The sequence below is a fragment of the Pseudomonas kielensis genome, from assembly GCF_014236655.1.
In the GTDB taxonomy this organism is placed as follows: Bacteria; Pseudomonadota; Gammaproteobacteria; order Pseudomonadales; family Pseudomonadaceae; genus Aquipseudomonas; species Aquipseudomonas kielensis.
In genome coordinates this window covers 1-21,629 of the sequence record NZ_JACMYG010000032.1, presented here as the reverse complement: position 1 = coordinate 21,629, position 21,629 = coordinate 1, and the positions used below count along the sequence as shown (strand labels likewise).

Annotated in this window: 20 protein-coding genes; 6 read left to right on the top strand and 14 right to left on the bottom strand. The window is 63.3% G+C overall.

The features are described from left to right. Positions 1 to 104 precede the first annotated feature (104 nt). Positions 105 to 797, top strand: coding sequence for an isonitrile hydratase (gene inhA, locus H7995_RS23370; RefSeq protein WP_166592499.1), 693 nt, complete (start codon positions 105 to 107; stop codon positions 795 to 797). On the opposite strand, the gene H7995_RS23365 is transcribed toward inhA, so the two are convergent. Then, the gene (locus H7995_RS23365) at positions 794 to 1,132 is read right to left on the bottom strand and encodes an antibiotic biosynthesis monooxygenase family protein (protein ID WP_166592500.1); all 339 of its coding nucleotides are present in this window, start codon (positions 1,130 to 1,132) and stop codon (positions 794 to 796) included. The genes inhA and H7995_RS23365 overlap by 4 nt on opposite strands. Before the next feature lie 17 nt (positions 1,133 to 1,149). After that, on the bottom strand, positions 1,150 to 1,779 hold the full coding sequence (locus tag H7995_RS23360; RefSeq protein ID WP_166592501.1) for a LysE family translocator: 630 nt from the start codon (positions 1,777 to 1,779) through the stop codon (positions 1,150 to 1,152). Between the two features lie 91 nt (positions 1,780 to 1,870). On the opposite strand from H7995_RS23360, the gene H7995_RS23355 reads away from it, so the two are divergent. Next, positions 1,871 to 3,196, top strand: coding sequence for an aminotransferase-like domain-containing protein (locus H7995_RS23355; protein WP_182341481.1), 1,326 nt, complete (start codon positions 1,871 to 1,873; stop codon positions 3,194 to 3,196). Between the two features lie 216 nt (positions 3,197 to 3,412). Here the strand turns inward: H7995_RS23355 and H7995_RS23350 are convergent, their stop codons facing one another. Both H7995_RS23350 and H7995_RS23345 read right to left on the bottom strand, forming a co-directional pair. After that, positions 3,413 to 4,231: an aminoglycoside phosphotransferase family protein gene (locus H7995_RS23350; RefSeq protein ID WP_185818998.1), complete on the bottom strand. Its 819-nt coding sequence runs from the start codon at positions 4,229 to 4,231 to the stop codon at positions 3,413 to 3,415. Between the two features lie 30 nt (positions 4,232 to 4,261). Then, complete coding sequence (locus H7995_RS23345) at positions 4,262 to 4,720, bottom strand: SRPBCC family protein (RefSeq protein WP_166592504.1); 459 nt, start codon at positions 4,718 to 4,720, stop codon at positions 4,262 to 4,264. Between the two features lie 172 nt (positions 4,721 to 4,892). Here H7995_RS23345 and H7995_RS23340 point away from each other — a divergent pair, with 172 nt between their 5' ends. Next, on the top strand, positions 4,893 to 5,309 hold the full coding sequence (locus H7995_RS23340; RefSeq protein WP_166592505.1) for a GFA family protein: 417 nt from the start codon (positions 4,893 to 4,895) through the stop codon (positions 5,307 to 5,309). Positions 5,310 to 5,364: 55 nt separating this feature from the next. After that, complete coding sequence (locus H7995_RS23335) at positions 5,365 to 5,763, top strand: lysozyme inhibitor LprI family protein (protein ID WP_166592506.1); 399 nt, start codon at positions 5,365 to 5,367, stop codon at positions 5,761 to 5,763. Positions 5,764 to 5,854: 91 nt separating this feature from the next. On the opposite strand, the gene peaD is transcribed toward H7995_RS23335, so the two are convergent. The 4 genes from peaD to peaA all read right to left on the bottom strand — a co-directional run bounded on the left by peaD (position 5,855) and on the right by peaA (position 10,415). Next, positions 5,855 to 6,973, bottom strand: coding sequence for a quinohemoprotein amine dehydrogenase subunit beta (gene peaD, locus H7995_RS23330; protein ID WP_185818997.1), 1,119 nt, complete (start codon positions 6,971 to 6,973; stop codon positions 5,855 to 5,857). A 24-nt stretch (positions 6,974 to 6,997) separates the two neighbouring features. Continuing rightward, positions 6,998 to 7,321, bottom strand: coding sequence for a quinohemoprotein amine dehydrogenase subunit gamma (gene qhpC / locus H7995_RS23325; RefSeq protein WP_095165620.1), 324 nt, complete (start codon positions 7,319 to 7,321; stop codon positions 6,998 to 7,000). A gap of 1 nt (position 7,322) precedes the next feature. Beyond that, positions 7,323 to 8,753, bottom strand: coding sequence for a quinohemoprotein amine dehydrogenase maturation protein (gene peaB, locus H7995_RS23320; protein WP_166592508.1), 1,431 nt, complete (start codon positions 8,751 to 8,753; stop codon positions 7,323 to 7,325). A gap of 81 nt (positions 8,754 to 8,834) precedes the next feature. Further along, positions 8,835 to 10,415, bottom strand: coding sequence for a quinohemoprotein amine dehydrogenase subunit alpha (gene peaA, locus H7995_RS23315; RefSeq protein WP_166592509.1), 1,581 nt, complete (start codon positions 10,413 to 10,415; stop codon positions 8,835 to 8,837). A gap of 315 nt (positions 10,416 to 10,730) precedes the next feature. Between peaA and H7995_RS23310 the strand changes: the two genes are divergently transcribed. Then, entirely contained in the window at positions 10,731 to 11,393 is a 663-nt protein-coding gene (locus H7995_RS23310; RefSeq protein ID WP_182341487.1) for an HAD family hydrolase, read from the top strand. A 356-nt stretch (positions 11,394 to 11,749) separates the two neighbouring features. Here the strand turns inward: H7995_RS23310 and H7995_RS23305 are convergent, their stop codons facing one another. After that, positions 11,750 to 11,953 (bottom strand): hypothetical protein, encoded by a 204-nt coding sequence (locus tag H7995_RS23305; RefSeq protein ID WP_166592510.1) that lies wholly within the window; start codon positions 11,951 to 11,953, stop codon positions 11,750 to 11,752. Positions 11,954 to 12,175: 222 nt separating this feature from the next. On the opposite strand from H7995_RS23305, the gene H7995_RS23300 reads away from it, so the two are divergent. Further along, complete coding sequence (locus H7995_RS23300; protein ID WP_166592511.1) at positions 12,176 to 13,666, top strand: aldehyde dehydrogenase family protein; 1,491 nt, start codon at positions 12,176 to 12,178, stop codon at positions 13,664 to 13,666. A 95-nt stretch (positions 13,667 to 13,761) separates the two neighbouring features. Here H7995_RS23300 and qhpG read toward each other — a convergent pair whose 3' ends face one another. From qhpG to mrdA, 5 genes are all read right to left on the bottom strand, one after another. After that, entirely contained in the window at positions 13,762 to 15,057 is a 1,296-nt protein-coding gene (gene qhpG, locus H7995_RS23295) for a flavin-dependent monooxygenase QhpG (protein ID WP_185818996.1), read from the bottom strand. After that, positions 15,054 to 15,731 carry a subtilisin-like serine protease QhpE gene (qhpE, locus tag H7995_RS23290; RefSeq protein ID WP_185818995.1) on the bottom strand — a complete coding sequence of 226 codons (678 nt, stop codon included), beginning with the start codon at positions 15,729 to 15,731 and terminating at the stop codon, positions 15,054 to 15,056. Before qhpE ends, qhpG begins: the two co-directional genes overlap by 4 nt. Beyond that, positions 15,721 to 17,439 carry an ABC transporter ATP-binding protein gene (locus H7995_RS23285; protein ID WP_185818994.1) on the bottom strand — a complete coding sequence of 573 codons (1,719 nt, stop codon included), beginning with the start codon at positions 17,437 to 17,439 and terminating at the stop codon, positions 15,721 to 15,723. Before H7995_RS23285 ends, qhpE begins: the two co-directional genes overlap by 11 nt. After that, complete coding sequence (locus tag H7995_RS23280; protein ID WP_182341500.1) at positions 17,439 to 19,343, bottom strand: sigma-54-dependent Fis family transcriptional regulator; 1,905 nt, start codon at positions 19,341 to 19,343, stop codon at positions 17,439 to 17,441. The genes H7995_RS23285 and H7995_RS23280 overlap by 1 nt, the downstream gene beginning before the upstream one ends. A gap of 233 nt (positions 19,344 to 19,576) precedes the next feature. Then, positions 19,577 to 21,469 (bottom strand): penicillin-binding protein 2, encoded by a 1,893-nt coding sequence (mrdA, locus tag H7995_RS23275; RefSeq protein ID WP_185818993.1) that lies wholly within the window; start codon positions 21,467 to 21,469, stop codon positions 19,577 to 19,579. Between the last annotated feature and the right edge of the window lie 160 nt (positions 21,470 to 21,629).

Genomic DNA, 21,629 nt, shown 5'->3' with positions numbered 1-21,629 from the left:
CGTAATTCGAGGGTTGATTGGCATGTACGCCAAAGACTAGAAGCCTAGAGTCAAGTCGTCCACCCCCTGGCGGGGGTGAATTTACCCACCCAGGAGAGAGCGTCATGCCATTGCAGATTGGTTTTCTGTTGTTCCCACAGGTGCAGCAATTGGACCTGACCGGGCCCTACGATGTGCTGGCGTCGCTGCCGGACGTGCAAGTACACCTGATCTGGAAAGACCTGGCGCCGGTGACGGCCAGCACCGGCCTGGTGCTGCAGCCAACCTGCCGTTTCGCCGACTGCCCTGACCTGGATGTGTTGTGCATCCCCGGTGGCAGCGGTGTCGGGCCGTTGATGGAAGATGCGCAGGTGCTGGCGTTTATCCAGGCCCAGGCGACCAAGGTGCGGTACCTGACCTCAGTGTGCACCGGCGCCCTGGTACTGGGTGCCGCCGGCCTGCTCAAGGGCAAGCGTGCGACGACCCACTGGGCCTATCACTCATTGCTGGGCCTGCAGGGGGCGATCCCGGTGCAGGAGCGGGTGGTGCGCGACGGAAACCTGTTGACCGGTGGCGGGATCACGGCCGGGATCGACTTTGCCCTGACCCTGGCGGCGGAACTGTATGGCGATGACGTCGCCCAACTGGTGCAACTGCAACTCGAGTACGCGCCCGCCCCGCCCTTTGCCTCGGGTGAGCCGCAAACCGCGCCCGAGGCCGTGCTGCAACGGGCCAGGCAACTGGCCGCCGACTCGCTCACCCAGCGCAGGCTGATCACCCAACGGGCCGCCGCCAGGCTGCAGGACCCGCTCGGCTAATGGGGACCGGCCTGGCGGTCATTCACCACGAATGAACTGACGCCGCCGTCGCCATAGGCTCGCTCGACCTTGGCGATCACCACCTGGTAACCGGCGTACCACTTGCGGTACTGCCGTTTGGCTTCCAGGTGACGCGGGTGCGTGGCGAAGGCGCGAATCGAGGCTTGGTCCTGCCAGTAATAACTGGCGTTGACGAGCTCGCCATCGGCCGAACGCCAGGATTGGCTGCCGACAAATCCTGGCAGGCTACTGGCGACTTCGTCGATCAAGGCACTCAAGCGCTGGAATTCCTGGTCCTGCTGTCCCGGCTTGTAGATGAATGCGGCAATGTACATGACAACTCCTTGTGGTCTCAGGGGGTGCGCGTCAGCAGTGCCAGCCGGACGGCCAACAGTATCAGCACCGCGGCCAGGCCCAGGGCTTGCAGACGAGCATAGGGGGAACGGCTTGCCAGGCGCCGGCGCAGGACACCGCCAAAGACCCCCAGCAGGATATGGAACACCACGCTGACCGAGGTCAGTACCAGGCCCAGCACCACCAGTTGCAGGGCAATCGGCCCTTGCTCCGGGTGCACGAATTGCGGCAGGAACACCATGAAAAACAGCAGCGCCTTGGGGTTGAGCAGGCTGTTGAGCATGGCCCGCAGTAGCAGGGTTGGCAGTGCTTCCAGCGGGGCCGATGCTGCTCTGGTGGCCGAGCTTTGTAGCAGGGTCTTGAATGCCAGCCACAGCAGGTACAACACACCGGCATAACGAATCAGCTCGAAAGACGGCGGCCAACTGGCGACGAGGGTGGTGATCCCGGTGGCGGTCAGCGCCGTCAGCAGCAGGTCCGCCAGGCCGATACCCAGCCCCGCGGCCACCCCGCCGCGCCACCCATAGCTGACGCCATGGCTGATCACAAACGCCATGTTCGGGCCCGGAGACAGCAGCAACAACACTACCGCGCCGACAAATATCCATAAGCTCGTCAGATCAATCATGGCGCCCGCGCTCGGTCAGCAAAGGCTGTAGAGTAGAGCTAACATCTGATACAAACAAAAAATTGATCTAGATACACGGCAGCGAAAAATCATGTCCCGGATTCGCTACAAACGCCTCGTCGATGAGTTCGCCCAACAGATCCGCAGCGGTGCATTGTCACCCGGCACCCAACTGCCCACCCTTCGCGCGCTGATGACCAGCCAGCGTATCGCCCTGGCCACCGCGTTGCGGGTCTACAACGAGCTGGAGGCCAGTGGACTGGTGGTTGGCGAAACCGGACGCGGCACCTTCGTGCGAGATGCATCAGTGCCGCGCGGCCTGGGCCTGGAACAACAGCCCCTGAGTGCGGGCAGCGTGGACCTGACATTCAATTACCCTGCGGTGCCTGGCCAGGCGGAACTGCTGCGCGAAGGCCTGCGGGCACTGGCCGCCTCGGGCGATCTCGATGCCCTGCTGCATTCGCCCCCCCAAGGTGGCCGCCCCCATGAGCGGCAGACCGCCGCCCGGCATTTGCGCAATCGAGAGATTCGGGTGGCCGGGGATCAGGTACTGATCGTCAACGGTGCCCAGCAAGGCCTGGCCGTAACGCTGATGGCCTTGCTCAAGCCCGGGGATGTGCTGGCTCTGGACGCACTGACCTACCCCGGACTGAAAACCCTGGCCCAGGCGCATCGCCTGGACCTGGAGGCGCTGCCGCAAATCGCCGGGCACACCGACCTTGATGCGCTGGAGGCCCTGTGCCAGCGACGTCCGGTGCGCGCCCTGTATTGCATGCCGACCCTGCATAATCCGCTGGGAACGGTGATGTCCGCCCCCGACCGGCTGCGCCTGGCACAACTGGCCGAGCGTTATGGATTTGTGCTGATCGAGGACGGGGCCTATGCCTTTCTTGCGGAGCCATCGCCCAAACCGCTGTTTACCCTGGCACCCGAGCGCACCGTGTACATCGGTGGCTTGTCGAAAAGTGTCGCTTCCGGCCTGAGGGTAGGATTTGTGGTCGCACCCAAGGCGATCATTCCAGCGTTGGAGCATGCCATCCGCATTTCCACCTGGAGCACACCGTCGCTCAACGTCGCCCTGGCCTGTCGCTGGATCGACAGCGGCGTGGTCGATGACCTCGAGGAACAAAAGCGCCAGGATGCGCACTGCCGACAAACGCTGGCCCGCCAGGTCCTGCGCCACAGCACCTTGATCGGTCATCCGTCGTCCTACTATTTCTGGCTACCATTGCCGGAGGGCCTGCGCGCCGACCGGGTGGTGGCAGACCTGGCACGCCAAGGGGTCATGGTGACCAGCGCCGAACCTTTTGCCACCACCGCCCATGTGCCCCATGCCTTGCGAGTAGCCATGGGTTCAGTGGCCATGGACCGCCTCAAGCAGGCACTGGAGCGCGTGCGTGAAGCCGTCGCAGGGTGAACCGGCATTTTATCGCGCCCATAAAAAAACCCGCCGAAGCGGGTTTTCAAGACCATGACGACATCCTGTCGCTGCGTTCCTTGCATATGGCCGATCATCCATGATCCTGAGTACATCCTGTGCTCAGTTGATGGGTGAAGATTACGCTTCGGATCCAATGCGCAATAGACGACATAGCAAGTAACTCATGTAAGACATTCGCTATAAGCGTGCAGGTCAAGCACCCTCGGGGTGTCCGACTTCCAGGGCCAACAGCGCGAGATTGGCCACCTGCAGTTGCTTGTCGGCCGCAGGCGCGTCGTCATCTTCCAGGAACCAGGCGGCGGACAGGCCGGCAAACGCCAGGACCCATTGCAGTAACCGCCGCGGCTCCAGCCCTGCCTGCGCCGCGACCAGCGCCACTTGCCGGTTGAACCGTGCCGGGTCGGTGGCGCTGGGCAGGTCCGGGTTGCAGATCAGGTTGGCGTAGTCGTAGGTCCGTTCGCCGGTCACCCGCTTCGGGTCGATCGCCAACCAGCCCCGCGGGCCGAAATCGAGGATGTTGTTGTGGTGCACATCACCGTGCAGCACAACAACCTCCTGGGGGGTGGCCAGCAGGTACTCGGCACTGGCCAGGCACTGTCGCAACCGCCCGCCATGGCGGCGTGCCGCCGGTGCCAGAGATCGAAACCAGTGCGCCATGTCGACCAAGGGCGGCAGCGGTGCCGAGCGCGGGGCATGCAGGCGCGCCACGGCGTCACAGATGATCCGGCTGGCCGGGTCGTCCGCCCCGTGCATGGCCATGTGCAGCAGTGAGCGCCGGCCTTCGGCGCGCTCCAGCAAAAGCGCCGCACCATCATGGGCGTAGACCCGCGCGGCGCCCTCTCCCGCCCACCAGGTCATCAGCAGGTTGCCGAACTTTTCTTCGTCATCGAGGGCGATTTTCAACATCGCCGGCAACCCCTGGTAACGCACCGGGAGCAGGCGGCTGCCCAGGGTAATGATCGGCTCCCCTTCGGGGTGCAACTGCCATTGGGTGAGGTAGGGTTCAAACATGCGGGGGCGATTCAAGGCTCAGTGGGAATTTCAAGGGATGGCGAGGTAGGTCTCGATGTTGTTCATCTGCTCGTCCCAGCCGCGACTGTTCATGCGAAAGGCCTTGAGACGACGCTCTGCCGGGATCCTGTCAAACCCCGACTCGACCACGTGCAGCAAGGTGCCCCCGTCCATGTCCTCGAGCTCGAACTGTACCAAGGTCGTGGGTTCGCCAGAATAGTCGACGCCAGGGTCTACGGCATAGGGGTGCCAGCGGAAAGCGAACACCCGCTCCGGTTCGACCCGCATGACTTCGACATCCCAGACCATGTGCTCATAACCCGGGTAGGTGATCTGCCCCTGGGTCCGCGCACCGGCGACGAAACGCTTGCCCTCCAGGGCCACGCCAAACCACTGGCCAAAGGCTTCGGCATTGGCGACCACCCGCCATACCGTCGAGCGCGGCGCCTTGAGCAGGATCTTTCTTTCGATGCGATCTGATGTGTGCATTGGGCACCTCCTGTGATGAACACTAGGCGCGGACGACCGAACGAGCAATCTTGCCGTTGCATTCAACCGATACGACTCGCGGTAACGCCCATCGTTCCGAGCCCCGACAGGCCCCGGCCAACAGTGCTAATGTCGGCTTTTTACCACTCGTCAGTCCCGGGAAGGAATACCCATGCCCACACTACACGGCAGTTGCCTGTGCCAGGCCATCGCCTATGAAGTCGACAGCCTCGATATGCCGATCAGCCATTGTCATTGCCATACCTGCCGCAAGGCCCATGCGGCGCCATTCGCCTCGACGGCCGGGGTCAATCGTGAGCATTTTCGCTGGATCCGGGGCCTTGAGCTGCTGTCCAGTTTCGAGTCCTCGCCCGGCAAGCTGCGGCATTTCTGCTCGCGCTGTGGCAGCCACCTGGTGGCTGAGCGCCCGGCCCAGCCCCATGTGATCGTGCGGGTCGCGACCCTTGATGACGATCCGGGCCACAGACCCCAGGCCCATATCTGGACCTCCCACGATGTGCCGTGGGTGGCCCACCAGGGACTGGTCGAATGCGCACAATGGCAGCCACCGGCTGACACCGAGCGCTGAAGAGTTTGCCGCTGCTCTACACTCACTCAACTTTTTAGCGCCAGCGAGTTTTCCCATGCGTATCGTTTTTCTACTAAGCCTCCTGCCTTTGCTGGCCGCCACTGGCGTCCAGGCCGATGACTGCGCCAATGCCAGCAACCAAGGTACGCTGAATGCGTGCGCGGCCACGCAATACAAACAGGCCGACGCCCAACTCAACACGCTGTACCAACAGATCAATGGTCAGTTGAAGGACAATCCCCAAGGCAAAAAACGCCTGCTGAGCGCGCAACGCGCCTGGCTGGCGTTTCGTGATGCCGAGTGCACCTTTGCGGCGTCCGGGGTCGAAGGTGGCAGCGTGTACCCGATGATCCACAACCAGTGCCTGGCGGACCTGACGCAAAAACGGGTCGAGACCTTCAAAAGCTACCTCGACTGCCAGGAAGGCGACCTGAGTTGCCCGGTGCGTTCCTGATCGCAGGATTGGCCGACGTCACCAGGCCCCTGCGCCGGCATGCCGGTGCTTAAAGGGCCATGGTGTTTTCACGTCAGGGGTTTGCCGCCCATTACCGGGTAAAGACCTGCGCCGTGGTGATCGCCATGTCGCCACCCGGCAGCTTGATGCTGCCGATCTGCTGCATGGTCTCGGGGTCGAAGATCGCCACGTCGTTGAAGGTCCCGGCCAGGTAGATCTTGCTGCCGGCCTTGTTGAAGGAAATGCAGTAGTAGGAATGGTCCAGGGTCGCCGCCTGAATCAGCTTCTTCTGCTTGATGTCGTACTTGGCCAGGCGATTGAGCACGCCGAAAATCAGGTTGGGGTCCTTGGGCGAGCGCATGCCACTGAAGTAGATTTCGGTCAGCGGGCCGAAGTCGGTGGTCTCGGTCTTGCCGGTTTTCAGGTCGACGCTGAACAGGCCATACAGGTACTCGGCGGTGGCAGGGTCCTGTTTCTTATCCTTGAATTTCGCCGCGGTGTAGAGCAGCGAGAAGTCATGGCGATAGGTCTGCTGGTTCCACACGTAAAGCACGTCCGGCGCACTGTAGTTGGGGCGTTTCCAGTGTCGACTGGGGATCAGCACGTCGAACTTGCCGGTCTTGACGTTGACCTTGTAGACATCCGCACCGGCCACGTACAGGGTGCCGTCGTCGCCACTCTGCATGATGGTCAGCTGGCGTGGCGCCGGGAAGCTGCGCACCGGCTTGGCGCTGGCACCGGCGTCGGTGGCGTAGACATCCAGGCGGGGCGCCTGCACCTCGTAACGGTCGTTGAGCATCCGGGTCGGGTTGGCGATGGTGTAGAGCTCCTTGCCGTCATGGCTGACGGTAAAGGCAAACATCGAACGGGCCTTCTCCCCCGGTTGCTGGGTGATGCTGGCGTGGAACACTTGCTTGCAGCTGTCCAGCTCGATGCCATACACATCCGCGTAGTGGTTGTTGAGCACGTAGGCCGTCTTGCGATCCGGCGACAGCTGAATGGTGCCGGGCCCAAAGGCATCGGGCAGCTTGCAGGACTTGTACAGGGTGTCGGTCTGCAGGTCGATGACGTGCAGGTTGTTGGGGTAGTTGGTGGTCACCATGTATTCGTGACCGGCGTTGAGCGCCAGGTTTTCATCGGCCAGAACACTGAGCGAAACACTGCCCAGGAAGGCGAAAGCGGCCAGGCCGCAGGCTTTGGTACGAAGCATGCTGGAATCCTTCTTCTTGTCCGATTACTTGTCTTTGGGGAAGACAGTGCCGAGGTTGCGCCAGTTGTCGTTGGAGGCCTGGGCATCCTTGTTCCAGTCCGGGTAGGTGCTCATCATGTCCGGCACCTGGGCCGGCCACCAGCACGGGTCCGAGCAGCCATAGAGGTCGGCCTCCATGGGTTGGCACAACGACGACACGCCGCCAAAGGCATCGATTTCCCAACCCGGGTCGGTGGTCGAGGCACACCCGGCGACAGAACTCATGGCCACCACTTCTTCGATGCGGTTCTCGTCCGCGGCCTGATCCAGCTTCAACGCTTTGTTATTGATGGGCTTGAGATGTTTCATATCAGTGAGCCTTGCGCGGAGTGATGTAACTGCTGATGAACGCAGGGTTATGAGCCATGATCCGGGTGTAGACCTCGATGCCGAAGTCGACCCAGTCACGCATCAGTTCGCAGTAGTGATAGGTCGGGTGCGTCGGATCGCCGTATCGGGCGTAGCTTTCGTGGTAGCAGCCGCCGGAGCACAGGTTGCGGATCTGGCAGTCTTCGCAACCGGTGTTGCTGCGGTCCAGGCGCTGGGACAGGAAGTCGTTCAACTCCACCTGCTTGACCCCGCTGTGGACGTTGCCAAACGTCGGCAATGACGAACCGGTGAAGCGGTGGCACAGGTTGAGTTCGCCCTTGTGGTCGACCGCCAGCATCTTCAGCCCGGCGCCGCACGGCAGGGCTTTCTTGTGGCCCTCGTGGATGTCGGTGATCAATTGGTGCAGGTTGGAGAAGCCGATGTTGCGGTGTTCCAGCGCGGCCTCCAGGTAGCGCCGGCCGAGCCGCTTCATGCTGGCGAAGACTTCGATCAACTCCTCGCTGGACAGATTGAAGGTGCTGATGTCACCGGAGGTCACCGGGGCAAAGCCGACTTCGGCAAAACCCAGTTCGTTGAACAGGTGGTCCCAGATGGTTTCGACGTCGGTGACGCCGGTGGTCAGGGTGACGCGGGCGCCGACCGGACGGCTGTTGTAGCGCGACAGCAGCATTTCGGCCTTGCGCCGCACCACGTCATAGGTGCCCTGCCCGCCCACGGTGATGCGGTTGCGGTCGTGCACGGTCTTCGGTCCGTCGATGCTCACCGACAAGCCAAAGCGGTGGGCGTTGAGGTAGTCCACCGTCTCCTCGGTGAGCAGCGTGGCGTTGGTGGTCATGACAAATTCGACGAACTTGCCCGCCTCGGCAAAGCGTTTTTCACAATAGTCGACCATGTACTCGATCAGCTTGCGGTTGCTCAGTGGCTCGCCGCCGAAGAACACCACGGTAAACCGCTCTTCATCGGGGGATTCGCGCAGGAGCATTTCCACCGAGGCGATGGCGGTCTCGACCTCCATTTTCTTGCCGGCCGAGGGCTTGTCGAGGTCTTCCTTGTAGCAGTAGGTGCAGCTCAGGTTGCAGCCGGTGTTGACGTTGAGCACCACGGTGTTGATGGCGGTGCGCTCGACCCGTTTGGCGGCGATGTCCGGGGTCAGCGGCGAGCCGTCGCTGACCACTTCCAGGGCCATCAGCTCGCGCAGGGTTTCGTGGATTTCCTCGCCTGCGAACTGGCTGGCCAGGCGCTGGATCAACTCAGCGCTGGAGCAGCCGTGACCGCGCAGGGCATCGATGATGCTGCCGGTCAGGGCATCGCTGGCGAACAGCGAACTGCTGGGGATGTGAAACAACATGCGGTCGGCATCCACCTGCACTTCGTGCAGGTTGCGTTCGACCAGATTCAAGATAGCGCCCATGGCAAACCTCCTGTGCAAGCCCCTTTGGCGGGGCCTGCGTTCACTCCGAAAAAGTCTCTGAAAACTGCCGGTTCAGCGGCCTCACGGAATGGGTGGGTTGTTCCAGCGTTGCACGGTGACGATCAGGTGGCCTTCACCGGTCAGGGATTTTCCGGCGTCGTCGACGGCGGCGATCACCTTGAGGTTGCCGGCATTGTTGGTGGACATCTTGCGTGCTGGGTTCGGCCCGGCATCGCCCGGGGTGAATACACCACTGTCCGCCTGCATGGTGCCGGCAAACTTGACGTCTTCGTCTTCCCTGGCGCGGTCGTCGAAGGCCTCGACCTTCCACTGCGCCGGGAACACGCCAATGCGATAGGGCTTGCCGTCCGCGCCTTTACCCCAGGCTTCGGCGTCGAAACGCCCCTGGACCTTGGGCGTCGAACCCCCGCCATCACCGATACGCGCCACCGAGAACTCAGGCACTACCTTGACCTCGGCAATCTGCTGGTAGACCGACAGGCTCGGGCCTTTCAGGCTGCCAAGGGTCACGGCACGCACGCCCGGCTGGGCATCGGCCGCGGCCTTGAGGCGGACTTTGATCTGCTCCGGGCTCTGGCTGATGACTTCCAGCACTTGCACGCCTTTGCCGAAGTCCGGCTGGCCTTGCAGGCCGCTGCCGATCAGGGTCACTTCGGTTTCGCTGCCGGCCTTGAGGTAGCCCGGCTGCACTGCCAGCAAACGGCTGCTGCCCTGTTTGGCGGCAAGGAAGTCGAGGCCACGCTCATCATGCTCGGCTTCGAACATCCGGCCTTGCAGCTCGCTGCCTTTGGCGGCGAACACCTGGCGCATCACGACCCCGTCGACGGTCACGTTGCCGCGCCATTCATAGCCGCTGTAGAGGATCGCGCTGCCATCGCCGTTGAACGCTGTGCCGTCGGCGTATTGGCCCTTGACGCTGACCTTGAAGGTATCGTCGCCGTCGGCGCTGACGCTCATGATCCCGGCCAGCTCACCCTTGCCCGGCAGGTGACCGCTGAAGCTCCAGTCGCCCACCAGGGTCTGGGCCTTGGGCGCGGTTTGCTGCCAGGTTTTCCAGGCCGGGTTGTCCAGCGGATAGCGCTTGGCCAACAGTGGCACCATCTCTTTGCGGGCCAGGTCGAACCAGTCGCGGTCGCGAGACAGCGCCTGGTATTCCAGCGACGGCCATTGACCGAGGTGGAAGTTCACCAGGCGCTCCCACTCCTGGGCCGGGCGACGCTGCAGGGCCACCCGCGCACCGGAGTGGCAGCGGCCGCACATCTGGCTGGTCTGCTCGTCGAACTGCTCGACGGTATTGAGCCGCCGTTCCAGGGCGTAGCGCACGCCATCGGTTTCGCTGGGCGCCAGGCCCTGGGTGTCGGCCAGGTATTTGACCAGCGTGCGGCGGTCGTCATCGCTGATCTGCAGGCCATGCATGACCTGCATCCGCGCGATGCTCATCAGCCAGCCCTCCGGGGTCTTGCGCTGGTGACTGATACGGCTCAAGGCGTTATCGGCTTCAGGGGTGTGACAGCCCTGGCAGGTTTCCTTGAGGATGGTCTGGGCGTCACGCGCGGCCATGCTTTGCGGAGCATGCAGGGCGGCACATGCGGCAAGCGCCAGCAGACTGGCGCTCATGCCTGATCGGAGTTTTCTCTTCATCAACGTCGAACCTCGCACGGTGCTTTCTTATTTTTTTGAACAGTCGTTTTTATGGTTTCTACCGCCAGCGGACACGCCGCTGACGAAGGCAAGAGAAACGTCTGCCAAGGACCAATACACGGAGCGTGCCAGCTTATGAATTGCTCAATGAATCAATGGTTTGCTGGTAAACACTTGGGGAATTCCGGTCACCACCGCGGTACCTGGCGTTTAATTTCGCGACAACTGTTGCAGGCTGAGACGAGCATAGGCGAGTGTTCCTCGTATAGGATGACCCGCTATCCGCTTAACCGCTTCAGCTACGGGAACTGCGCCATGCTCAACGCTTTGCTCTTCGACCTCGACGGCACCCTCACCGACACCGACGCGCTGCACGTGCAGGCGATGCAACAGTTGTTGCTGGAGGAAGACAACCGGGTGTTTACCAAGGCTGAATTCGAGGCCCATGTCAGCGGCCAGGCCAATGCCGCCATGTGTCGCTACCTGTTCCCGGAACGCTCGGTGGCCGAGCATGAAGCCTTTGCCGATCGCAAGGAGCAGCGTTTTCGCCAGTTGTCAGTGCACCTTACGCCGATTGCCGGGCTGGGGCGGTTGCTGGATTTTGCCCAGGCTCAGGAGATCGGCGTGGCGGTGGTGACCAATGCCCCCCGGGCCAATGCCGAGCACATGTTGCAGGCATTGGGCCTGAGCGAGCGCTTTGAGCACGTCGTGGTCGCGGAAGAACTGCCCCGCGCCAAGCCCGATCCCCTGCCCTATCTCACCGGCCTGGAGCGCTTGCAGGCCAGCGCCGAGGTGAGCCTGGCGTTCGAGGATTCGATCCCCGGCCTGACGGCAGCGGTGAAGGCCGGGATCTTTACCGTGGGCCTGGTGACCAGCCAGCGCCGTGAAACGCTGCTGGCTGCAGGGGCGCACTTGGTGATCGACGACTTCAATGATCCGCAGTTGTGGGCAGTGATTGATCGGATGGCGGGGCGATAAAACGGACTACCGGTGTAGGAGCAAGACTTGCCCGCGATGAACCTGGGACGATGAGTTGAGTCAGGCAGAGCGCCGCACGACTCGAGGTCGCCGTGCTTGGGCTTTTGATCTTGATCCACCTGCGCCGTCGGCACATTGAGCAAAGGGCGGCGAGGACTGCGTCCTCGAGCGCGGCCTCGCGGGCTCGACAGCTGCTACGGGGGATTGGGGTGTTGCCGGTAACGGGTGGTGTGGCGGGTATCGCCATCGCGGGCGAGCCCGCTCCCACAAGGGAAATTCGTACACCAGGGAAACGCAGGCCGGACGGTAGACCGAGCCTTAGGCAGCCCCCACAGATCCTCATCGACCGGAAGGCCTCAAGCAGAATTACTGTTATCGGAAGCTGCACGTTTCTTGGCATCGCAGTGGCTGAAGTAGCCCAGGATCACCCATACCGAGGCGGTGCTGCTGACGACTGCGGCATGCTCGGCGCCGGTCAACAGCATCACGCCCCACACACCGAACAATACGGCCCCGGCCAGCATCAAGTGCTTGCCCTTGATCCTTGAGCGCCATTTCATGATCTCTTCCTTGAAATTTGTAAGCTCGCAAGTCTAACGAATAGCTCATCGCCACTCGATAACCCGTCTCAGTGGTGCGTCTCAAAAATTGTCGCAATCTGCGACATCTGCACGCGCGAAAGCCCAGCCCTTTCGCCGTAAGGGCCTCTGGATACGGGCCCCGGGCAAACTGGCACAAGGGTTGCGATCAGCCTCGGCACACGAACCAGACGAGGCACCATCATGTCGCTCCCCACTCCGCTTCCCGCCGTTTCGGCGTTCATCCAGCGCGCCCCGCGCATGTTGATCGGCGCCGAATGGGTCGAGGCCGCCGACGGCCAGACCATGCCCCTGCACAACCCGGCCACGGGCGAGGTGCTGTGCGTCGTGCCCAGGGCCACCCCGGACGATGTCGACCGGGCGGTACTCGCCGCCCGCCAGGCGTTTGATGATTCGGCCTGGACCCGCACCCGCCCGCGCGAACGGCAGAACCTGCTGTGGAAGCTCGCCGATCTGATGGAGCGCGACGCCCAGGTGCTGGCGCAACTGGAATGCCTGAACAACGGCAAGAGTGCCGCGGTGGCCCAGGTCATGGACGTGCAGTTGTCCATCGACTTCCTGCGCTACATGGCCGGCTGGGCGACCAAGATCGAGGGTTCCAGCGTGGAAGTCTCGCTGCCCTTGATGCCCGATGATCAGTTCCACAGTTTCATCCGACGTGAAGCGGTGGGCGTGGTGGGCGCCATCGTCGCCTGGAACTTCCCGCTGCTGCTGGCCTGCTGGAAACTCGGCCCGGCCCTGGCCACCGGCTGCACCGTGGTGCTGAAACCCGCCGACGAAACCCCGCTGAGCGCACTCAAACTCGCCGAACTGGTACTCGAAGCCGGTTACCCCAGCGGGGTGTTCAACGTGGTCACCGGCACCGGCATCACCGCCGGTTCCGCCCTGACCCACAACCCACGGGTGGATAAGCTGACCTTCACCGGCTCCACCGCGGTGGGCAAGCAGATCGGCAAGATCGCCATGGATTCCATGACCCGGGTGACCCTGGAGCTGGGCGGCAAATCACCGACCATTGTCATGGCCGACGCCGATCTGTCGAGTGCCGCTGCGGGCGCCGCCAGCGCGATTTTCTTCAACCAGGGCCAGGTCTGCTGCGCCGGTTCCAGGCTCTATGTGCAGCGCAAGCATTTCGACAATGTGGTGGCCGACATCGCCGGGATTGCCAATGCGATGAAGCTGGGCAATGGCCTGGACCCGAGTGTCGAGATGGGCCCGCTGATTTCCGCGCGGCAACAGCAGCGCGTCAGCAACTACATCGAGATGGGCCGGGAAAGCGGAGCGACCATTGCCTGTGGCGGCGAGCAGTTCGGACCCGGTTTTTTCGTCAAGCCGACGGTGATTGTCGACGTCGACCAGCAACACTCGCTGGTCCAGGAGGAGATCTTCGGGCCGGTGCTGGTGGCCATTCCGTTCGATGACGAAGCCGAGGTGTTGCGCATGGCCAATGACAGTCCTTATGGCCTGGGGGCGAGCATCTGGTCCAACGACCTGGCGGCGGTGCATCGGATGATTCCGCGGATCAAGTCCGGCTCGGTCTGGGTCAATTGCCACAGCGCCCTCGACCCGGCGCTGCCTTTTGGTGGCTACAAGATGTCCGGTGTGGGTCGGGAGATGGGGTATGCGGCGATCGAGCATTACACCGAGTTGAAGTCGGTGTTGATCAAGCTGTAGCGCTATCGCGAGCAGGCTCCCACAGGGGGGTGTGATCGATCCCCCTTGTGGGAGCCTGCCTGCTGGCGAAAAGGCTCGTCCAGTCAGCACCAATCTCAGGGCTGGTAGCCTTGCGCCAATAACCAGCGCCTGACCATCGTCCCCTGCTCTGCCGTCAGCTCCGCCAACGCCTGTGCCGCCGGCTGACTCGCCAATCGCCGCAGCAACGGCGCCAGTTCCACGCCGTGCACGTGCCAGATCCCCAATGGCTGGTCCGCTGTGATCACCACTTCGGCCTCATCGACAAAACCGTCCTTGAGCACCGGTGCCCGTTCAATCCGCAGCGCGGAAAAATCTGCTTCGGCGTGTGCCACGAAGGTGTCCGGCCACTGCCGGCGAGCCTGCCAGAATGGCTGCTGGGGCCAGCGCTGTTCGTCGGCATAAAAGTCCCGGCCGATGCGTGCAAACCTGAGGAACAATTGTTCCACCCGCCTCTGGTGAAAACCCTGGGCCAGGGCCGCCCGCTCGGGTTTGCGCAGCAGGGTGTTGATCACTACCGGGGCCTGCAGGGCCGATGACAGGGACTGGAAAATACCGTTACCAGACAACGGGTCGACGGCCATCGCCGCATCACCGACCCGGATCCAGTTGTCGCCACACACCTGCGAGGACAATATCGCGGTGCTGCTGCGAGCATGCAGTTGCAGGTCGAGTTGCACTGTGTCGGCAAAAAACGCCCGGGCCAGGGCCGAAGCCGCGCGCTGCTGGCGACAGTAGTCGAGCAACAGGGCCTTGGCCGGCAAGGTGGCACTGGCCACGTCCACGGTCCATTGCCAGTAACACTGACCGTCGGCCCGCCGGGCCATCCATGCCCAGCCTTGCTCCAGGCTTTCCACCGCGCTGGCGGTGCTGCCCGGGGCCCCCTGCCAGCGATTGAGGAGGCTGACCGTCGCTGGTCCGCGCAAGCCTTTACCGAGAGCCGGGGCCTGGCGCCCGCGAGCCTCGATGAGGAAGTCCGCCTGTAGCGGTTCGCACCCCTGGATCTCGATCCTATGTCCCGTTGCGCTCGACCGAACGTTCAGCACCCGGCCTTCGATCACCTCGACGCCCGCCCGGCGCAGGTCCTCGCGCAAGCCGCGGTCAAAGCTCGGGCGATCCAGCAGGTACTCGATGTTCTGCGCATGCTGCTGACCGTTCCAGGACACCTGTCGCTGGGACGCCAAGGCCCCCTGCGCCAGCGCCTGTTCCAGCCCGGCGCCACGCAAGGCTTCCAGCACCCGCAGGGAAACGCCTTCCAGTGCTGCAAATCGCCGCCACTCGCTGACTAGCGTCACCGGATAACCCAGCCGGCGCAGGCCCAGCGCAGTGGCCGCGCCGGCCGGTCCGGCCCCGAGGATCACGAGTGTTTTCATGGGCCGCTACGCCGTTCAGGGCCACGGTAGTGGGCGTTGTCCCGCAACCACTGGATGACCTGCCCATTGCTGGCCTGGGGGTGGGCCAGCAGGAACGCGGTTATGTGCCCGCTCAACGCCGCACAGCCGAGGCTGGCGCCGGACTGGCCCGGGGAGGTGCCCTGCACGCAGGCGGCGAAATCCGCCTGGGCACTGTTGAGCCACGACCACTGCGGTTCGGCGCAACGGGCATCGCCGGTCACCCGCAGCACCTGTGGATAATTGGCTGGAAACACCCCCGCGCCCTGCGCCGGACTGGAAGCACACAGCAATACGCCGCGGGCCACCGCCGCCGCGCAGGCTTGGCGCAGCAGGCTGCGGTCCTGGCGCAGGCCGAGGCTCAGGTTGATCAGGCGAACGTCCTGCGCCACCAGCCAGTCGATCGCGGTGGCGATCTGCAAGGCGCTGGTGACCCCGCGCCGATCAAACACCTGGGCCACGCAAAAGCGCGCGGTGGGCGCGCGCCGGCTGATGGCCTCGAGCACCGCGCTGCCATGGCCCAGCGGATCGTCGCACAGCGCGCCTTCGGCCAGCCCATCGTCCAGCAGGGAGAAGCGTCGCCCCACGACCACTTGCTGGCGTTGCGCCGTCGAGTGGCCGCTGTCGACCACGCCGATCAATAGCTCAGGCTTCATGCAGCACCGTTTTTGCAATGAGCAGGCCGTCGAGCAGTTCAAAGCGCAAATCGGCATCGGCCAGGGTCGAGGGACGGTGGCTGATCAGGATCCGCGTGCGCCCGGCAAACAGTCGGTCGATGGCTTCGATGACGTCGCGCTCGGTGGTTTCATCCACCGCCGAGGTGGCTTCGTCCAGCACCAGGATCAAGGGGTCCTGCAACAATGCCCGCGCTATGGCGATCCGCTGTTTCTGCCCCCCCGAGAGCTGCTGGCCGCGCTCGCCCAGAGGGCTGTCGAGGCCTTCGGGCAACGACTCGATCAGGCTTTCGAGTTGCGCCAGGCGCGCCACTTCGGCAATCGCCTCGCGGCTGGCGTCTGGCATCGCGTAGGCCAGGTTGTCAGCCAGGCTGCCGCGAAACAGCACGATGTCCTGGCTGACCACGGCAATCCGCCGGCGCAATTGGAACAAGTCCAGCTCCCGCAGATCGACCTCCCCCAGCAATACTCGACCGGACTGCGGATCGTGATGGCGTTGCAGCAGGTCGATCAGGGTCGACTTGCCGACACCGGAGCCGCCGCTCAAGGCGACCTTCAGGCCGTAGGGAATGCGCGCCTCGATGCCGCGCAAGGTGCTCGGGCGTCCGGGGTGGCTGAAGTGCACGTTGTCGAAACGCAGCTCACCGCAGGTGGGCATCGGTTGTGGTGTGAGCGGGGTCAGCACGCTCGGTGTTTCGCCCCGCAGCTCCATCACCCGGCCGAGGCTGACGGTCATGCGCTGGATCGCCACGTACAGGCCCAGCAGGCTTTGGACTGGCCCCACGGCCATGCCCAGGTAGGTGGAAAAGGCGATGAGTGCACCCAACTGCCAAGTGCCCTGCACCACCCAGTAACCACCGATCAGGAACGCACAGGCTCGCGACAGAGAGGTCAAGGTGCCTGGTACCGCCTGGGTGAAGAACTCGGTGACCTGCAGGCGCAGCAACTGGCTCATGTAGCCCTGGCCCAGGGATTCCAGGCGTCGCGCTTCGCGTTGTTGCTGGCCGGCGGACTGGATGAATTTCATCACCGGCAGGGTCTCGACCATGAACGAGGACATGTCCGCCGAGCGCTCGCGCAACTGCCGCACATCCCGTTCGACCTTGCGCCGCATCCAGCGCAACCAGAGCACATCGAGGGGAATCAGGATCAACGCGAGCAACGACAGTTTCCACGACAGGGTCAGCAGCATGGCCACCGCGCAGACCAGGCCGATCACGCTGGATACCGCCGAGAACAGCGAGTCCACGGCAAAGCGCTGGATCTCCGCCACGTCGCCATCCAGGCGCGACATCAGGTCGCCGATCCGCCGTTGTCCGTAGAATCCCGGCGACAGGGTTTGCAGGTGGCGGTACAGGTCGTCACGCAGGGCGAACAGGATCCGCCCCGAGAGCCGGGTGTGCAGGTAACGGTTGATCCCCGACAGCGCCGTGCCAAGCAACCCCGCGCCAATCATCAGCACGGCGATCAATACCAGCATGGAGAAGTCGCGGGCCAGCAAGCCGTCGTCGATCAGCAGTTTGGTCAGCCACGGCTGCACCAGGACCAACAGCGAGGCGCACACTGACAAGCCCAGCAACCCAGCGATCGCCAACCGGTGCGGACGCACGAAGCTGTACAGCCAGGCCAGCGCGGCCTCCAGCGCCTGGGGGTTGGGGCTGTCGACCAGCCTGACCATCAAGCGCCGCATCAACTGCGCAACTGTTTGAGCTTGCGGTACAGGGTCGCGCGACTGATGCCCAGGGCGTCGGCGGCGGCCGAGACGTTGCCTTGGTGGCTGTCCAGGGACTGGCGAATCAGCTCCAGTTCGTTCTCGCGGATGCTGCCGGCCTGCGGGCGTTCGCAGGCGTTCAATTCGTCGAGCATGCTGTCGGGCAGGTGATCCAGGGTCAGTACGTTGTCCCCGGACTCGCGCATGGCCAACGCGGTGCGCAGGACCATTTCCAGTTGGCGGATGTTGCCCGGCCAGTGGTAACCACCGAGCAGGCGGTTCAAGTCGTCATGCAGGACTACGGCCGGGGCGTCCAGCTTGACCAGCAGACGCGCGACCAGAGCGCTGAAATCCTCGCGCTCACGCAAGGCCGGAAGCATCACGCTGATGCCGTTGACCCGGTAAAACAGGTCTTCGCGAAACAGTTTGTCTTCCACCAGGCGCTTGAGGTCGCGGTGGGTGGCGCAGATCAGCGCGACGTCGATGTCCTGTTCTTCACCGGCCCCCAGCGGCGCCACCTTGCGATCCTGCAGTACTCGCAACAGGCGAGCCTGCAGGGCCAGGGGCATGTCGCCGATTTCATCGAGAAACAGGGTGCCGCCGTGGGCCTGCTGCAAGCGCCCGATCATGCCGCCGCGCCGCGAGCCGGTGAACGCGCCTTCGCGGTAGCCGAACAGTTCCGACTCGATCAGGCCTTCGGGGATCGCGGCGCAGTTCACTGCTACGAACGGTTTGTCACAACGGGCGCCGGCCAGGTGCAGGGCACGGGCGATGACTTCTTTGCCGGTGCCGGTTTCCCCCAGCAGCAACACCGGCAGTTCATTGGCCAGGCCCTGACGGGCCATGCGCAAAGCGCGGGCATAACGCGCATTGTTGCCGGCCAGGGCTTCGAGGTCCACAGGCGCCTTGAGCGGTTTTGCGCTGCTGCGCGGCGGTGTGCTGAGGTTGATGGAGCGCTGGGGCGCGCGCAGGGTTTTGTAGAAGAACTCGCCCTTGGCCGTTTGCAGGCTGCCGACCCCGCCTTGCTGCAGACGCGCCAGCAGTTGCAGGCCGTCGACTCCGAGAAACTCTTCGCAGCGGCGTCCGACCAGGGCCGAACGCTCAGCGTGCAGCAACTGGCAGGCCTGGCCGCTGACCGCGAGGATCTGCCCGCCCAGACTCACGGCCAGCAGGCCTTGCCAGGGGGATTCGAGGTATTGCCGGCGATTGTGGAACGCCAGGACGATTTCATCCGGATAACTGGCGTTGAACACCCGGCTTTCGATCTGGCTGACGGCCATGGCCAGTAACGCGCTGCTGTCGTGGGCGCGGCCCAGCGGGCCTTCGCGGGTGAGGTCGAGCACCCCGAGGATGTCGCCGTGGGGGCATCGGATGGGGACGGAGGTGCAAGAGAAATCGCTCAGGCGATCGAGGTAGTGTTCGCCGCAATCGATCAGCGTCGGTCGCGCTTCCACCAGGGCGGTGCCCAGCGCGTTGGTGCCGCGAACGGCTTCGCTCCAGCAGGCGCCGAGGGTGATGTCCTGCAGTCCGCTGCCTTTGAGGCGATCGGCACGGCCTTCGACCGCCAGGATGGTGGCGTCGGCGTTGGCGAGGATGATCAGCCCTTCCTTGCCCTGGCGTTCGGCCAGGTAGTCGATGGCGGGCAGGGCGGCGTCGATCAGCAGTCGATTGCTGGCCAACAGCACGTCCAGGCTCGCGCTCGATTCCAGCGCCAGTTCATGCTTGCCGTTGAAGTGCACGCCGTGGCTGAGGCTGCGTCGCCATGAAGCATCGATTTCCGCGCGCAACACGCCGTCGGGGACTTCGCCTTCAAGGTGCAGTTTTTCCCGGGCGAGCCGGGCTTCGTGTGGCAGCTTTGGGGTTGTTGTTTTTATAAGGCTCATCAAGCGCTCCGGATCGGTCCGCCCAGTACCTCGCCGGGCCATGTCCATACTCGCGACGAAGCACGCGAGTCATGGCCAAATGTCTACACCCGGTTCAGATGGCAGTAAAGGGAAGTTTGCCCGATGACTCGGACAGCACTTTCCTCAAGCAAAACCTGCGCCATGGACAATCGGCGTCGCCTTCTATGTTTACGTTAACGTCAAGCACCTGGCAAGCCCCAAGCAGGCGAACTTCATACCTGAGGATCGCCGTGAGCCTTGCTCGGGCTGGCGTACTGTGGCTTCAGGTGGCCGTCGTTGTCCAGCAGCCAGGCATCCATGATCTGCCGCACCACGGGACCGGCGACACGACCGCCGGCCTCGCCGTTTTCGATCATCACCGAGATCACGATTTTCGGGTGTTCGGCTGGGGCAAAACCGACGAACAAGGCGTTGTCGCGGTTACGCTCCAGGGTTTTCGCCCGGTTGTAACGTTCGCCTTGCTTGATCGCCACCACTTGGGCGGTACCACTCTTGCCGGCGATGCGGTACTGGGCACCCGCCGCTGCAGCGCGGGCAATGCCGCGCGCATCGTGCATGACCATCTGCATGCCGTGGTTGACCTGCTCCCAGTCGCGTGGGTCTTTCAACAGGATGTTGGGCATTGGGTGCTCATCCACTGGCGCGATGCCGTCGACGCTCCTGGCCAGATGCGGACGGTTCCACACGCCCTTGTTGGCAATCAGTGCCGTGGCCTGGGCGAGCTGCAAGGGGGTGACTTGCATGTATCCCTGGCCGATGCCGAGGATCACGGTCTCTCCCGGGAACCAGGCCTGGCGGCGCGTGGCGCGTTTCCAAGCGGGCGATGGCATCAGGCCGGCGGACTCTTCGAACATGTCCAATGAGACTTTTTCGCCGAGGCCGAACATGGCCATGTAGTCGTGCAGGCGGTCGATGCCCAGCTTGTGCGCCAGGTCGTAGAAGTAGGTGTCGTTGGAGCGCATGATCGCCGCGTCCATGTCGACCCAGCCGTCACCACTGTGGTTCCAGTTGCGGTACTTGTGGTCGAAGTCGGGCAATTGGTAGTAACCCGGATCGAAGACCCGGGTCTGTGGCGTCACGACCCCGGTGTCCAGGCCGGCGATCGCCACCTCTGGCTTGATGGTCGAGCCCGGCGCATACAGGCCGCGCAGCACGCGGTTGAACAGCGGGCGGTCGATGGAATCGTGCAGTGCGGCGTATTGTTTGAAGCTGATGCCGGTGACAAACAGGTTGGGGTCGAAACTCGGTTTGCTGACCATGGCCAGCACCTCGCCGCTGGCCGGGTCGAGGGCGACCACCGAACCGCGCCGATCCCCCAGTGCGGCTTCGGCCGCCTCTTGCAGTTTGACGTCGAGGCTGAGGATGATGTTTTTCCCGGGAATCGGGTCGGTGTGCTTGAGCACCCGTAGCACACGGCCCTGGGCGTTGGTCTCGACCTCTTCGTAACCGACGTGACCGTGCAGCTCGGACTCGTAGAACTTCTCGATGCCGGTCTTGCCGACCGACTGGGTGCCGCGATACTCCACCGAGTCCAGGGTCTTGGATTCTTTCTCGTTGATCCGCCCGACATAACCGATGGAGTGGGCAAAGTGCGCGCCCAGCGGATAGTTGCGCACGAACTGCGGCTCGACATCGATGCCAGGCAAACGGAACTCATTGACGGCGAGGATTGCGATTTGCTCTTCGCTCAACTCGTAGAACAATGTCACGGGGACAAAAGGATGGCGTATCTGTTTCAGTGCCTTGTCAAACAGCGCGCGGTCTTCATCAGGCAGGTGCAGCAGGCTGATGAGGGTATCCAACTCGCCCTTCACATCGGTGGCGCGCTCACGGGTAAGGATGAGGTTGTAGCTGGGGCGGTTATCGGCCAGCAGCACGCCGTTGCGGTCGTAGATCAGGCCACGCGTCGGGGTGATGGGGAGCACGTGCACCCGGTTGTTTTCGGAGATGGTCGAGTGGTAGTCAAATTCGACGACTTGCAGGATGTACAAGCGCACCACCAAGGCACAGGTGATGGCCGCCACGAGCAGCGCGCAGGCCATTAGTCGCTTGTTGACCAAGCGATTTTCTTTCTCGTGGTCCTTGATGGGGATGGGCTCAGGCATTTCTACGGCAACTCTTTGACTGGATTAACCGCCGGTCCCTGGGCGTGTCCTCAGTCCCTTGAAAAATGAGCTGCACCTTACCAAAACCCTGGGTCCCCTTCAGGGTTAATCCACCCAATGGCGGCCCTGGAGCATGAAAGTTATGTCAGGTTGGCGCCGG

Excerpts from the sequence above, each read along its gene's own strand:
- inhA (WP_166592499.1), top strand. The coding sequence starts at position 105 with ATGCCATTGCAGATTGGTTTTCTGTTGTTCCCACAGGTGCAGCAATTG.
- H7995_RS23365 (WP_166592500.1), bottom strand. The coding sequence starts at position 1,132 with ATGTACATTGCCGCATTCATCTACAAGCCGGGACAGCAGGACCAGGAA.
- H7995_RS23360 (WP_166592501.1), bottom strand. The coding sequence starts at position 1,779 with ATGATTGATCTGACGAGCTTATGGATATTTGTCGGCGCGGTAGTGTTG.
- H7995_RS23355 (WP_182341481.1), top strand. The coding sequence starts at position 1,871 with ATGTCCCGGATTCGCTACAAACGCCTCGTCGATGAGTTCGCCCAACAG.
- H7995_RS23350 (WP_185818998.1), bottom strand. The coding sequence starts at position 4,231 with ATGTTTGAACCCTACCTCACCCAATGGCAGTTGCACCCCGAAGGGGAG.
- H7995_RS23345 (WP_166592504.1), bottom strand. The coding sequence starts at position 4,720 with ATGCACACATCAGATCGCATCGAAAGAAAGATCCTGCTCAAGGCGCCG.
- H7995_RS23340 (WP_166592505.1), top strand. The coding sequence starts at position 4,893 with ATGCCCACACTACACGGCAGTTGCCTGTGCCAGGCCATCGCCTATGAA.
- H7995_RS23335 (WP_166592506.1), top strand. The coding sequence starts at position 5,365 with ATGCGTATCGTTTTTCTACTAAGCCTCCTGCCTTTGCTGGCCGCCACT.
- peaD (WP_185818997.1), bottom strand. The coding sequence starts at position 6,973 with ATGCTTCGTACCAAAGCCTGCGGCCTGGCCGCTTTCGCCTTCCTGGGC.
- qhpC (WP_095165620.1), bottom strand. The coding sequence starts at position 7,321 with ATGAAACATCTCAAGCCCATCAATAACAAAGCGTTGAAGCTGGATCAG.
- peaB (WP_166592508.1), bottom strand. The coding sequence starts at position 8,753 with ATGGGCGCTATCTTGAATCTGGTCGAACGCAACCTGCACGAAGTGCAG.
- peaA (WP_166592509.1), bottom strand. The coding sequence starts at position 10,415 with ATGAAGAGAAAACTCCGATCAGGCATGAGCGCCAGTCTGCTGGCGCTT.
- H7995_RS23310 (WP_182341487.1), top strand. The coding sequence starts at position 10,731 with ATGCTCAACGCTTTGCTCTTCGACCTCGACGGCACCCTCACCGACACC.
- H7995_RS23305 (WP_166592510.1), bottom strand. The coding sequence starts at position 11,953 with ATGAAATGGCGCTCAAGGATCAAGGGCAAGCACTTGATGCTGGCCGGG.
- H7995_RS23300 (WP_166592511.1), top strand. The coding sequence starts at position 12,176 with ATGTCGCTCCCCACTCCGCTTCCCGCCGTTTCGGCGTTCATCCAGCGC.
- qhpG (WP_185818996.1), bottom strand. The coding sequence starts at position 15,057 with ATGAAAACACTCGTGATCCTCGGGGCCGGACCGGCCGGCGCGGCCACT.
- qhpE (WP_185818995.1), bottom strand. The coding sequence starts at position 15,731 with ATGAAGCCTGAGCTATTGATCGGCGTGGTCGACAGCGGCCACTCGACG.
- H7995_RS23285 (WP_185818994.1), bottom strand. The coding sequence starts at position 17,439 with ATGCGGCGCTTGATGGTCAGGCTGGTCGACAGCCCCAACCCCCAGGCG.
- H7995_RS23280 (WP_182341500.1), bottom strand. The coding sequence starts at position 19,343 with ATGAGCCTTATAAAAACAACAACCCCAAAGCTGCCACACGAAGCCCGG.
- mrdA (WP_185818993.1), bottom strand. The coding sequence starts at position 21,469 with ATGCCTGAGCCCATCCCCATCAAGGACCACGAGAAAGAAAATCGCTTG.